Raw genomic sequence first — 13,778 nt, forward strand, 5'->3', positions numbered from 1 at the left:
CCGCTTGTACCAGCAAAGTACCAATGATAGGTCCGGTGCAGGAGAAAGAGACTAAAGCAAGTGTTCCAGCCATAAAGAATAATCCGGCTAAACCACCTTTATCAGAGTTGGCATCCATTTTATTTACCCATGATGAAGGTAAGGTGATTTCGAATGCACCCAAAAAGGAAATGGCAAAGATCATCAACAACACAAAGAAAAGGAAGTTGAATACCCCATTGGTAGAAAGGCTGTTTAGTGCATCAGCACCAAAGATCACAGTAACCAATAGTCCTAAAACTACATAGATTACAATGATCGACAGGCCATAAAATAAGGCCCGGCTTACTGCTTTGCCTTTTTCCCCACCTTTGGTGAAAAAGCTCACTGTAAGTGGCAACATCGGGAAGATACAAGGCATTAAAAGGGCTGCAAGACCACCAATAAAACCGGTGATAAAGATACCAATCAATGAGTTGTCTTCTTTTTGATCTGCAGGCTTATCTGTACCAGCTGTTACCGCTGTTACTGTAGCAGAATCAGTTACCGCTTTAACCTCTGCTGTTGCAGTATCGATTTTAGTATCTTTTGCTGTATCTACGGCTGTTTCAGTGCCCATCTCGGTAAAATCGAGATCAGCCGTTGAAGTATCAGCTTCCTGCGCTAATGTCAGGGTTGCAGAACCGAAAAATATAAAAAGTCCAATTACAAGTACACGAAGACTTATAAGGATATTGTGATTTAACTTCATTAACAAACTGTTTTAAAGTAAAAAGTATATTATTTTAAACGGCAAATTGGTTTGTATCCTGTAAACACAGTATCAGTAGATAAGAATGAATCCTTAATGGTTTCTTCTTTTACCAGGTCAGTGCTCAGGTACTTTTTATTACTATCGCTTAAAATAGTAACTACTACTGCATCCGCTCCCATTTGCTCTTTTAATTTGATAGCTCCGATCACATTTGCACCTGAAGAAATACCTACTGCTAAACCAAGTTCTTTAGCTAATTTCTGTGCCATGATAATTGCATCACCATCGTTAGCCTGAATCACTTCATCCAACTCATCAAGTTTTACAATTTCAGGAATAAACTCGTCAGAAATACCTTGAATACGGTGACTACCAACTTTATAACCGGTTGTTAAAGTCGGACTTTCCGCCGGCTCAAGCGGGTGAATTTTAATATTTGGGTTACGGGATTTCAATCCTTTACCAACACCCATTACGGTACCGCCAGTTCCAACACCTGCAACAAAAGCATCAGGAGTTAATCCGTTTAATTTTAGTTGCTCCCAGATCTCCATACCTGTCGTTTTCTCGTGAGCCTCTTCGTTATATTGATTTTCGAATTGTCTTGGTAAAAATACGCCACCTTCTTTAGCAAGGTCTTCGCACATTTTAATACTACCTAAAAAGCCACCTTCTTCTTTGCTGATCAGAATTACTTCTGCACCCATGCTTCTGATGATATCAATACGCTCTTTACTCAACCAGTTAGGCATGATAATTTTAACATTATGACCTAAAGCTCTACCTATCGCGGCAAATGCAATCCCTGTGTTTCCACTGGTAGCTTCAATAATTGTATCACCTGGTTTAATAGCGCATGATTTATAAGCTTCGTACATAATGTTCAAAGCCATTCTATCTTTTACACTACCGGTAAGGTTGTAATGTTCGCACTTTACATAAATTTTTCCCGGTTTTCCTTTGTAATCATACTGAAGTTCCAACATTGGCGTATTACCTACAAGGTGCCATAAGTGTTCGAATTTATTGGTAAGATCAGTAGTTAAGCAAGCCTGCTCTTTAGTTTCAACTAACATGTTTATATTAATATTATTTCCGGTAAAAATCCATAATGCAAGCTATAATAACAATGCTTACCTTTATTTCCGGAAATTTTACAGAAAAAAGATCATATTTAATAATTTCTTTCAGTTTGACTAAAGAATTAATACTATTGGCTGTTTTTTTTTCGATCCCTACTTTTGTTTACAACAAAGAACTTGCCTTTAGGCTCAACAAATCCATTGCTACAGTACCTGAGCGGATCCGGCGACTAAAAGAGCAGGGCTATATTGTACTCTCGGAGACGAAGCGCGATACAGTTTATCCTTTGTATTTTTTTTAGGCTCAATCAATCATAGCTCAGTTACCTTCAGGTTTCTGAAATGAATTTCTGCACCTTCAGATTCCAGGCACAAATAGCCTTTTTTTATGGTTGATTTACTGATGCCATTTACAAACTTCCCATTTACCGACAGTTTAATGGTACCATCTACACAAATCACTTTGTAGCTATTCCATTCTCCCTTCCCTTTGCACCGGTTTTCCACCGACTTACTACGGGTACCCCTTGGGTTATCCGGAACGGTCTCTACACCACCTACGCCAAAGAGTTCGCCATGCACATAGGCTATGGGCTGCTGCACACCATCTTTAGCATTTATATTGATCCAATCAAGTTCCAGCATCTGAACTTCTACTCCGCCCGGCAAGCGATTTTTCTCGCCAGGTTTCGCATCACTCCATACAAATACGCCCGAATTCCCTCCTGATTCCATATGCTTCCATTCTACTTCAAGTATGAAATTCTCATATATTTTTTCCGAACGCATCACGCCAATAGGCTTTCCCTTGCAGATCAGTAATTCCTTTTCTCTTCTCCAGGTGTCCGGATCAGTATTTACATTGACCCAGGTGATGACCTTATCCCTGGAACGTCCTTTGACAACATCAGTTTCGACTTCTTTTCCAAACTGGATCGTACCGCTTTGAGCATACATGGTAGAAGCGCATACTAAAATCATAGAAAAGGCCATACCAATCCCATTTAATAATTTCATCGTCATTATTTTTAGCGGTAAGAATTAAATGATTTTAGTAGATCCTGGCAATGCAACCGGCAGGTCATCCCATTTAAGGTCCCAGTTATAATCCTCTATTTTTGGTCCAAGTGCAATATTTGAATTTAATGCCTGCTCGAAAGTAACGGTCTGCCCGCTATATGCCGCCATCCTTGCCCAGATGGACAACAAGGTGCTATGTGCCATAAATTCACCGTTATTGATTGGCTTTCCACTACGGATAGAAGCAAAAAGTTCGTCATGCTGAGTCTGATACATGTTCTTCTTTTCCCCCTCGTACTTCCATGGATTTTTTCCAGATATCTCGTACCGCGTACCAACATTCACAAAGGCACTGCCATCGGTTCCCAATACATCAACTGTATTACGATGTGAGGTACCTTCCTGCTGCCTGCAGAAATGAAACCCTTTTGCACCATTCGCATACTCAAACTCTACAGCAAAATGGTCGTAAATATTGCCATAAATTTCATCAACACGAACTTGTCGCCCACCGGTACCTGTTGCACGAAGCGGCATTTTATCGCCCATTACCCACGACATCATATCCAGACTATGCACAGCTTGTTCTACAATAAAATCGCCAGAAAGCCAGTTGTGATAATGCCAGTTACGCAATTTATAAGTCAGGTCGTTCCAGTTTGGCTGGCGGGGATTAGACCAGTTCCCCGACCCATTTCTAAAGGTAGAAATGGTTTTAATCTCACCCAGATCGCCATTTAAAACACGGCTGAATACACCCCTGCTTGGCAGGTCGTACCTAAAGCAAAACCCTGAAACCAATGCCAGGTTCTTTTCCTGCGCTTTTTTTGCGGCATCCAAGACTTTACGGATACCCGGTGCATCAACAGCTACCGGCTTTTCGCAAAAAACATGTTTACCGGCATGGATAGCCGCAGTGAGCTGATCTGGTCTGAATGCAGGTGGGGTGGTCAGCAAAACCACATCTACACCTGAATCTATTACTTTCTGATAAGCATCAAAGCCAATAAACTTTCTTTTCTTATCTACTTTAACTCTTTTGGCATCAATGATGGTCAGCGCATTGAAAGCCGTTTCAAGTCTATCTTCAAAAATATCTCCTAAAGCAGTAATTACAACGTCAGGATCTGCCGCCAATGCCTGTGCCGCAGCACCGGTCCCACGCCCTCCACACCCAATCAAACCGACCTTGATGGTTGATTTTGTTGAAGAGAATAATGGGGAGGCAAAACCCGTCTGATAAGCCAGCGTGCTTCCCAGCAATACTATGCCCGACTTCTTTAAAAAAGCTCTGCGGTCGGCAGCGTGTAAATCATTAGTTTTCATTGCGTTTAGGTTTTTTGTGTGAACCTAAAAATAGGAAAATATTTTATTCTTCGCAAAATCAGAATCCCCTAAACTTTCCGCTTACCTTCTATATTTGGCAAAAGTCCGGTTATAACTCCTATCAAAGGCAGGAAAGCACAGATCCGAAATACATATTCGATGCTGGTCTGATCGGCTAATTTACCAAGAAGAGCAGAACCTAAACCACCCATACCGAAGGCAAAACCAAAAAATAATCCGGCGATCATGCCTACTTTTCCGGGAATCAGTTCAGTAGCATAAACCAATATGGCCGAGAAGGCTGATGCAATGATTACCCCAATGATTACCGACAATACCCCTGTCCAGAACAGAGACACAAATGGCAACAATAGCGTAAAGGGAGCTGCACCAAGTATCGATATCCAGATAATGTATTTCCTACCGAAACGATCACCCAATGGACCACCTATTAACGTTCCCGCAGCAACAGCACCTAAAAAGGCAAACAAATAAACCTGCGATTGTTGTACGGAAACATGAAACTTATCAATAAGATAAAAAGTATAATAGCTGGTCATAGAGGCCATATAAAAGTACTTAGAAAAGATCAGCACCAATAATACTCCCATTGCAAGGATTACACGCTTCTTTGTAAAAGTATGCTTCGTCTCTTCTGTAATGATGTGCTTACTTTTTGCTTTAAGCATCAGCTGTTGCTGGTACCATTTGGCCACTCTGGATAACACAACGATTCCTAGAATGGCGATCAGCGAAAACCAAACGATATACAATTGTCCGTTAGGCACCACAATAAGCGCAGCTAGTAAAGGTCCTATTGCACTTCCCGCATTTCCACCTAATTGAAAAATAGATTGGGCTAATCCCTTTTTACCACCTGAAGCCAAATGCGCAACCCTTGAAGATTCCGGATGAAATATGGATGAACCGATACCAATCAAACTCACAGCAAATAGAATATTAATAAAACTGTTGGCAAAAGATACCGCTACAAGACCTACAAGCGTAAAAGCCATAGCTATAGCCAGAGAATAAGGGCGCGGCTTCTTGTCTGTATAAAAACCAATAAAAGGTTGTAAAATTGATGCCGTAAGCTGATAGGTTAAGGTAATGAGTCCTATTTGCGTAAAACTAAGACTGAATTTCTCCTTCAATATCGGATATACAGCGGGAATAACAGCCTGCAACATATCGTTAAGCAGGTGTGTAAAACTAATGGTAAATAATATAGAGAAAACTGTTTGTTGCGCCAGTTGCTTAGGATCAATGGTAGAGGTAGTAGCTGTTTCTTTCATTTTTTATTGGGATACATGTCCGGTTATTTTTGCAGCAACGCTCCATGCTTTCTTTGCATCGCCGGCAATAATACTTTTTAACAATTGTTCATGGATATTATAGGTCTCTTCAAATACTGCAGCATCGGGATGGGTCTGCAGAAACCAGTTTTTTAGATGTATGGAAACAGATCTATAAAGATCTGCCAGAATTTCGTTTTTAGAAGCTTCAGCTATCGCGATGTGAAACTGTACATCCGCCTCGATACAGTCTTCGATTAAACCGGCCGCAGCCGCTCTTTTTCTATTTTCAAGATGCCCCCTGATGGCAATAATATCTGAATCTGTCCGATAAAGGGCTGCCTTTTCTGCAATTTTCATTTCCAGCAGCTGTCTTATTTCGTCCAGATCCTGGACCTTGGCCCGTTTTAACCTTTGGTCCATGGGCTCCCTGTTGCTGGTAGACTGCTCCACAAAGGTACCTATCCCCTGTTGCACCCTAAGCAAACCTGAATTCGCCAATATCTTTATGGCCTCCCTAATGGTAGATCTACCTACACCAAAGCTTTTCATCAATTCAGGCTCAATAGGTAATTTTTCATTTACCCTATATTTCCCTGAAGAAATTTGCTCTTGTATTCTGGAGGCGACTTCGTCCGCAAGTGATTTTTTCCTGATCAAATTACTAATATTAATTCATCATATCATCAGATGAATTTCAAAGGTATGAATTTCTTTTATATCAAACCACTTACTGAATTTAAATTTGCTATATAATCACGAATTTTTAACTTTCAGAGTACTATATTTGCTATACCTAAAAGGGACATTTTTTATTATTTTCAAAAACAACGCATAGCATAAAATATATGAAACACGGACTTTTGATTGACATGGACGGTGTCATTTATAGCGGAGAAAATTTAATTGAAGGGGCAGATAGGTTTATAGACAACTTACTCAAAAATGATATTCCCTTCACATTCATGACCAACAACAGTCAGCGCACCAGACTTGATGCCGTACGGAAATTGAAACTTCTTGGTATAGAGGTAACAGAAAACCATATTTACACCAGCGCTATGGCCACTGGAAAATTTCTGGGTGATCAGGGAAAACACGGAACAGCATATGTTTTGGGTGAAGGAGGTTTACTAACCAGCTTACATGAAAATGGTATTAGCCTGGTTAACACCGATCCTGAATTTGTTGTTTTAGGAGAAGGTAGGAACTTTACATTGGAGATGGTTCAGCGCGCGGTAGACATGATTCTGGCTGGTGCAAAATTCATCACAACCAACAGAGACCCCTCGCCTAAAAAACCAGGCTGGAGCAATTTAGGTATTGCAGCTACTACCGCGATGATTGAAGAAGCCACAGGCCGAAAAGCTTTTGTAATTGGCAAACCCAGTCCGGTAATGATGCGATCGGCACGTAAATATTTAGGTCTGGAAACAGCAGAAACAACCGTGGTTGGCGACACCATGGAGACAGATATTCAAGGTGGCGTACAAATGGGTTACAAAACCATATTGGTACTCTCAGGTATTGCTAAAAAGGAACACCTGAGTCATTATGCTTTTAAGCCAGATTTAATAGTAAGCTCGGTTGATCAGATTGATTTTCCACTAAAGTGGTGGTAATATTATACAAATATTTAGTGTTAAACACAAAGCCATACCAACGAACAGTACCCTGTACATTGGTATGGCCTAATTGTTTCGTATGCCGACATTTGTTTAAATGTCTACTCAACTTATATATATAACCGACACCAATATTATATATTATTCTCCCTTTTCCGGAAGATAATCAACAAAAGAACCCCATATTTTTATGAGGTTTTCTTGCCCTGGAATACCCCTGTGCGTTTTTTCCAACCTTTCAGTTAAAATTCTTCTTTAAATTCAATTAATACAATATTTTGGGTATATTAGATCTACTCCTTATTGAATATATTGAATCATATGCGTTGTCTAATATTGTTATTCATTCTGTTTGGGTACACTAATATTTTTGCTTCGGACCAGACTATACGTCTGGACAGCACCGCAAGCTACCGTAACTTAGGTAAAAGCATTTCTTATTTTGAAGACAAAAGTGCAAAGCTGAACCTAACTCAGGTGCAGGCCCTATCAAGGGGACAGTTTAAGCAAGGACAAACAAACATCCTCAACTTTGGAAATTCAAAATCAGCTTTTTGGTTAAAGATTGATTATGTAAGCGGCAGCGCCAGCAATGAGTATTTAATAGTAGACATTTCCAGTATTGAAAATGTTGATTTTTACACCCATACGTCAAAAGGCATTATCCATAGAACTGCAGGCTCTATTCATAAATCAGAACGAGGTGTAATTACCACAAACAATTTCCTTTTCGACTTACCCAGGGATACACAAAGCCAAATTACCAAAACCATATGGCTTAGATTAAAAACCAATAACATACTTATTGTGCCGGTTAAAATGGCTACTTCCGAAAACTTTATACCGGGGATTTCCATAAAAAAAAATCTGGAAGCCATGTATATAGGTGTATTGCTAACCTTATTCCTGTTCAATACCTTCCTATATTTCAGTATAAAAGACAGCGCGTACCTCTATTATAGCATATATGTCATTTCAATGGCTATTTACGTAGTTACCTATTTAAGAGGCTATAGCTATGTTTTGGGCGATAATTTCAGGATCTTCATCAACCACTACCCCCATCTTTTCCTTAGTGTATCCGTTATTTCTTCTATCTTATTCTCTGCCAAATTCCTAAATCTCAGGAAGCTATCTCCAAAACTAAACAGAACTTACCAGCTAGTTATTGCTTGTTGTCTGCTTATGTTTTTCTTTAGTCTAATCGGATTCAAAAGCTTTTCATCAACAATGGCCCAGCTCATTACCTTAATAGCTTCTGTAGTGATATGGATTTCAGGAGTGGTAGCCTACCAGAAAGGTCACAGAGCAGCAAAATACTATGTTTTAGCATGGACATTTATGTCAGTTACAATTGTTGCTGTAGTATTAAGTCTGGCCAATATACTTTCGTTTCAAGACTATACCTTTGATTTTGTACCCGTAGGCTCTACCATAGAGCTCTTATTACTGGCCTTTGCACTGGGCGACCGCTACCGAACCATCCTGAGCAATGAACAACTCGTACGCGATGAAAATTATCTGTTAATTCAAACGCAAAATCAGCGACTGGAAAAACTGGTGACCGACAGAACATTAAAGTTAAGCGATACCATCGTACAATTGAAGGCTTCAAATGCAGTGAAAAACAAACTGTTCTCGATCATTGCCCACGACTTGAGGAGTCCCTTTAACAGTCTAATGAGTATTTTTTCTTTAAAAGAAATGAACCTCCTCTCTTTTGACGAGCTTAAAATGTTACTCAACGAAAACAAGAAGAATATCGATACCATTCACAATACGCTCAATAATCTTTTATATTGGGCAAAAAGCCAGATGGAAGCTGTAAAAACAACGCCTACGACTTTTAACCTGGGGACACTTATTGAAGATCTTACCTTGGTTTACGCCCCTCTTACACAAATGAAGGGTATTAACATTGACGTTCAAATTCCTGAACAATCTTTGGTTTATGCTGATGAAAACCAAATTCAACTTGTCCTGCGTAACCTGATTGATAATGCAATAAAATTTACGCCATTTTCCCATACTATAAGCATTAGCTTATCCCACAAGAAGGAGCATTTGCAGATATGCGTGTCTAATACCGTTTCGAGCACCAATGAACTGAACATTGAGGGCATTACAAATCCTGACAGCCATGAGTCCACTTATGGTACAAGTCATGAAAAAGGGATAGGCCTGGGGCTGCATCTATGCCGCGAATATGTTAAGGGTAACGGCAGCAAACTACAGGTCAAAATAAACGACAGACTTGTTTCATTCTGTTTTGAACTTCCGCTTGTTCAGCAAACTAACACTATTCTGGCATAATTATCGTTTTAGTCTTTGTTATGAAGACCAAACTGATTCTATTTTTCCTGCTTTGCCATACAGCTATATACGCTCAACCATTTAAATTCCCTGTTCTTCCGGAGTCCGGAAAATCCGCAGAATCGCTTATTCCTTCCAATTGGAAAATAATTGACAGCATATCTGGAGATCTAAACAACGACAACATAAAAGACTTCGCCTTTGTAATAGAATTTTATCGCCCTGTGAAGGAAAACAGAGCCTATGGCGACAATGAGACTGAACTCATTACAGAAATACAAAAGCCGAGAATACTAGCTATTTATTTTAAAAGATCTGCAAAAGGAGCCTATCGTATGGCTACACAGAATAACAATTTCATCTTGCGTTCGGAAGAAGGCGGATCGATGGGCGATCCTTTAAGACCTTTAGCAATCAAGTCGAACAAGTTGTTATTGTCCTTTGAAGGTGGCGGCAACTGGCGCTGGATATTGAATTACCAGTTTAAATATCTCGACAAGGATTGGCAACTAACCGAAGCTAATAACTACACCTATCATAGTGCTTCAGGAGAAATGAATGATAAACAGTACGATTTTGTCAATAAAAAACGTAAAGTCATCAGCGGTAAAATCAATGATACTACAGCCTCGAATGAAACCTTTGAACAGCCTTTAACGGTAAAATCATTACGAACATTTAATAGTTTTAAAAAACCATGGACCTGGGAAATCAGTCCAGATGAGTTTTTATAGGACATAAAAAAGGCGTGTTAAAATTATTTAACACGCCTTTTTTATTATATATCTAAATACTAACGAGAGTAATTAGGGGCTTCTTTAGTGATCGCAACATCATGTGGATGACTTTCTCTCATACCTGCAGCAGTAATGCGTACAAATTTAGCTTTCTGTAAGTCTTCGATAGTAGCAGCACCACAGTAGTGCATTCCGGCTCTTAAACCACCTACATATTGATAGATTACTTCTGCCAAAGTTCCTTTGTAAGCTACACGGCCAACAATACCTTCCGGTACAAGTTTGGTAACTACATCAGTTTCATCCTGGAAGTAACGGTCTTTAGACCCTTGTTGCATGGCTTCTACTGAACCCATACCACGGTAAGATTTAAACTTACGTCCTTCATAAATGATCGTCTCACCTGGTGATTCTTCAACACCTGCGAATAACGAACCTGCCATGATTACACTTGCACCAGCTGCTATTGCTTTTACAATATCACCTGTTTGCTTGATACCACCATCGGCAATTACTGGAATTCCTGTTCCTATAAGTGCCTGAGCACATTCAAATACAGCATATAACTGAGGTACACCTACACCAGCAATGATTCTTGTAGTACAAATAGAACCTGGCCCGATACCTACTTTAACAGCATCAGCACCAGCAGCTGCCAAAGCAAGCGCTGCGTCAGCAGTTGCGATGTTACCCGCAATTACCTGTAAATCCGGCCATCTTTCTTTAATGGCCTTAACCATATCAATTACACCTTTTGAGTGACCATGGGCAGTATCAACTGTTACCACATCAACTCCTGCCTGTACCAATGCAGCTACGCGATCAATGTTATCTGCAGCAACACCTACAGCAGCACCAACGCGTAAACGTCCGCGCTCATCTTTACATGCTTTAGGGTAATTTTTATACTTCTGAATATCTTTGAAAGTAATCAATCCGGCTAAGTGGCCTTCTTTATTGATAACAGGAAGTTTTTCAATTTTATAATCCTGTAAAATCTCTTCGGCCTGTAAAAGCGTTGTTCCTTCAGGTGCAGTGATCAGATTTTCTCTGGTCATTACTTCTGAAACCTTACGCTGCATATCTTTCTGGAAGCGCAGATCTCTGTTGGTAATGATACCTACCAGTTTATTATCAGCATCAATAACCGGTATTCCACCGATTTTGAATTCTTTCATAATCTGGAATGCATCCGCAACTTTAGCATTTGCATTTAAAGTAACCGGATCCTGGATCATTCCGCTTTCTGAGCGCTTTACCTTCCTTACCTCCTCTGCCTGACGTTCGATGCTCATGTTTTTGTGCAGCATACCGATACCACCAGCCTGGGCAATGGCAATAGCCAAACCAGATTCAGTTACAGTATCCATAGCAGCAGAAACTACAGGAACATTAAGACGTATTTTTTTGGTTAAGAAACTTCCGGTATCCACGTCACGTGGCAAAACTTCAGAATAAGCTGGTACTAATAATACGTCATCGTATGTTAGTCCTTCGGCAATAAATTTATTGGGATCGAGTTGCATAGCAAATAATTTAAGAGTTACTATTTGCCGGGCAAAAATACGATTATTATTTATATCCCACAATAGTTTATCGAATATAGTCTGACTGCACCAAAAGATTACAATCAAATTAACAACGCATCTACCAATGTTAAAGGAGGTTAGCTCAATTAAAAATCAGCTCTTTTTATTTTACTACGCAATACCTAAAAGCAACGATAACATCTACCAGTTGAATCACAACAATTAATTTCGGTTACAATCAAAAAGGTGTAAATTGACCCTAGTCAATTTAACTGAAACATGAAACATCTTTTCTTTCTCGCTATTCTTATTACCTTCTTTTTAAGTACAAATGCGCAGACTTTTAAATATGCATTTGTTACCGATACACATGTAGGTACTGCTACAGGCGAGGAAGATTTGAGAAGAACAGTAAAGGACATCAACAAACAAGATGATCTTGATTTTATTTTGGTTACAGGCGATGTAACTGAAATGGGCACCACACAAGAAATCCAACGGGCCAAAGATATTTTGGGCAAACTGAAAAAACCATGTTATGTGATACCGGGAAATCATGATACCGGATGGTCTGAATCAGGCGGTGTAGATTTCATTAAAGCATTTGATGGTGATAAATTTACTTTCGATCACAATGGTTATCGTTTCATAGCATGCGCTTCAGGCCCTTATGTAAGGATGTCCGACGGGCATATCCCAAGAGATGCCATTGTTTGGCTGGATGAAATCCTAAAAAATACACCCGATACTTTGCCCATTGTATTTATTAATCACTACCCGCTCGACAATGGTTTAGATAACTGGTATGAAGCAATAGATAGGTTGAGAAAATACAACGTAAAATATGCCATCTGTGGCCATGGCCATAACAATCAGGCTTTTGATTTTGAAGGAATCTCCGGAACTATGGGGCGATCAAACCTAAGAGCTAAAGACCTTGTTGGCGGTTATAATATCGTAACCATGCGTCAGGATTCAGTCTTGTTTGCCGTAAAAAAACCTGCCCTGGAAATAGAAACGCCATGGAGAAAAATTAACCTGAAAACCACATTACCACCGCCGCCCTTAAAATATGCGCGTCCCTCCTATATATTAAATGAAATATATCCTAATGTTGAGCAAGCCTGGACCTACCACGCGCCTGCTAACGTTGTATTAACGCCTGCGGCTAATGATAGCCTGGTTGTATTTGGAAACAGTATCGGCGAAGTTGTGGCTCTATCTCTAGTGGACGGCAGCAAAAAATGGACTTTTAAAACTAAAGGCGCAATTTACTCTTCTCCGGCAATGGCGGATGGTATTGTTGTACTTGGCTCAGGAGATGGTTGCATCTATGCATTGGAAGTAAATACGGGCAAGCAGATTTGGAAGTTTAAAGCAAAAGCAGCAGTCTTGGGTACGCCTGTAATCGAAAAAAACGTAGTATATATTGGGGGAAGTGATCACCAATTCAGAGCCATAGATTTAGAAACCGGCGATCAGATTTGGTCATTTAAAGACGTTGAAGGAACGATCGTCGGCAAGCCTTTGCTCTATGAAGATAAAGTTATTTTTGGCTCCTGGGGCCGGCATTTATACGCAATAAACCAAAACAATGGCGACCTCTTATGGAAATGGAACAATGGACACGCTAACCGCATGTTCTCTCCGGCTATGTGTACCCCAGTAGCACACAAAGGTATTGTATATGTGGCCGCGCCCGACCGCGTACTCAGTGCTATCGATGCTAACAAAGGCACTACCCTATGGAGAAATAAAGAAGCCACAGTAAGGGAATCCATCGGTATTTCCGAAGATGGCTCCATGATTTTTGGAAAAACCATGAATGATGAGGTTGTTGCCTATAAAACACAGTCTACCGATCCTCGAGTAGCATGGAGATTAAATATGAGCTTTGGTTACGAACACGTACCATCCATGCTGATCGCAAAGGATAAGCAAGTATTTTTCGGAACTAAGAACGGTGTAGTTTACGCTTTTGATCCAGCGCTTCGTAAGCTTGTCTGGGCACATAAGATTGATAATTCTATGGTAAATACGGTAAATGTACTAAGCAAAAATGCCGTATTGGTTGCAACTATGGACGGTGTAGTTACGTTACTTAAGATTAAATAATAA

General features: G+C 40.0%; 12 protein-coding genes. 5 read left to right on the top strand and 7 right to left on the bottom strand.

All coding sequences use genetic code 11. The annotated features are described in order from the left end of the window. The coding region (locus B9A18_RS23880; protein WP_317048261.1) for a cytochrome c biogenesis protein CcdA at positions 1–730 on the bottom strand (730 nt) is incomplete at its 3' end. Positions 731–759: 29 nt separating this feature from the next. Beyond that, on the bottom strand, positions 760–1,809 hold the full coding sequence (locus B9A18_RS23885; protein WP_084292282.1) for a PLP-dependent cysteine synthase family protein: 1,050 nt from the start codon (positions 1,807–1,809) through the stop codon (positions 760–762). Positions 1,810–1,862: 53 nt separating this feature from the next. On the opposite strand from B9A18_RS23885, the gene B9A18_RS23890 reads away from it, so the two are divergent. Then, positions 1,863–2,117: a winged helix-turn-helix domain-containing protein gene (locus B9A18_RS23890; protein WP_235005437.1), complete on the top strand. Its 255-nt coding sequence runs from the start codon at positions 1,863–1,865 to the stop codon at positions 2,115–2,117. A gap of 10 nt (positions 2,118–2,127) precedes the next feature. On the opposite strand, the gene B9A18_RS23895 is transcribed toward B9A18_RS23890, so the two are convergent. The 4 genes from B9A18_RS23895 to B9A18_RS23910 form a co-directional block, all read right to left on the bottom strand. Further along, positions 2,128–2,832: a 3-keto-disaccharide hydrolase gene (locus tag B9A18_RS23895; protein ID WP_235005432.1), complete on the bottom strand. Its 705-nt coding sequence runs from the start codon at positions 2,830–2,832 to the stop codon at positions 2,128–2,130. A 24-nt stretch (positions 2,833–2,856) separates the two neighbouring features. Further along, positions 2,857–4,161, bottom strand: a complete 1,305-nt coding sequence (locus B9A18_RS23900) for a Gfo/Idh/MocA family protein (RefSeq protein WP_084292286.1) — start codon at positions 4,159–4,161, stop codon at positions 2,857–2,859. A gap of 68 nt (positions 4,162–4,229) precedes the next feature. Continuing rightward, on the bottom strand, positions 4,230–5,456 hold the full coding sequence (locus tag B9A18_RS23905) for an MFS transporter (RefSeq protein ID WP_084292288.1): 1,227 nt from the start codon (positions 5,454–5,456) through the stop codon (positions 4,230–4,232). Positions 5,457–5,459: 3 nt separating this feature from the next. Then, a complete protein-coding gene (locus tag B9A18_RS23910; RefSeq protein WP_084292290.1) occupies positions 5,460–6,116 on the bottom strand; it encodes a FadR/GntR family transcriptional regulator in 657 nt (218 codons plus the stop codon). 188 nt (positions 6,117–6,304) lie between these two features. Between B9A18_RS23910 and B9A18_RS23915 the strand changes: the two genes are divergently transcribed. From B9A18_RS23915 to B9A18_RS23925, 3 genes are all read left to right on the top strand, one after another. After that, positions 6,305–7,078, top strand: coding sequence for an HAD-IIA family hydrolase (locus tag B9A18_RS23915; protein WP_084292292.1), 774 nt, complete (start codon positions 6,305–6,307; stop codon positions 7,076–7,078). A 324-nt stretch (positions 7,079–7,402) separates the two neighbouring features. Then, entirely contained in the window at positions 7,403–9,394 is a 1,992-nt protein-coding gene (locus B9A18_RS23920) for a sensor histidine kinase (protein ID WP_084292294.1), read from the top strand. Between the two features lie 20 nt (positions 9,395–9,414). After that, complete coding sequence (locus B9A18_RS23925; RefSeq protein WP_084292296.1) at positions 9,415–10,128, top strand: hypothetical protein; 714 nt, start codon at positions 9,415–9,417, stop codon at positions 10,126–10,128. Between the two features lie 59 nt (positions 10,129–10,187). Here the strand turns inward: B9A18_RS23925 and guaB are convergent, their stop codons facing one another. Beyond that, positions 10,188–11,657 (bottom strand): IMP dehydrogenase, encoded by a 1,470-nt coding sequence (guaB, locus tag B9A18_RS23930; RefSeq protein ID WP_084292298.1) that lies wholly within the window; start codon positions 11,655–11,657, stop codon positions 10,188–10,190. A gap of 282 nt (positions 11,658–11,939) precedes the next feature. Between guaB and B9A18_RS23935 the strand changes: the two genes are divergently transcribed. Then, a complete protein-coding gene (locus B9A18_RS23935; RefSeq protein ID WP_084292300.1) occupies positions 11,940–13,775 on the top strand; it encodes an outer membrane protein assembly factor BamB family protein in 1,836 nt (611 codons plus the stop codon). The last annotated feature ends 3 nt before the right edge of the window (positions 13,776–13,778 follow it).

The sequence above is a fragment of the Pedobacter nyackensis genome (genome assembly GCF_900176505.1).
Classification (GTDB): Bacteria; Bacteroidota; Bacteroidia; order Sphingobacteriales; family Sphingobacteriaceae; genus Pedobacter; species Pedobacter nyackensis.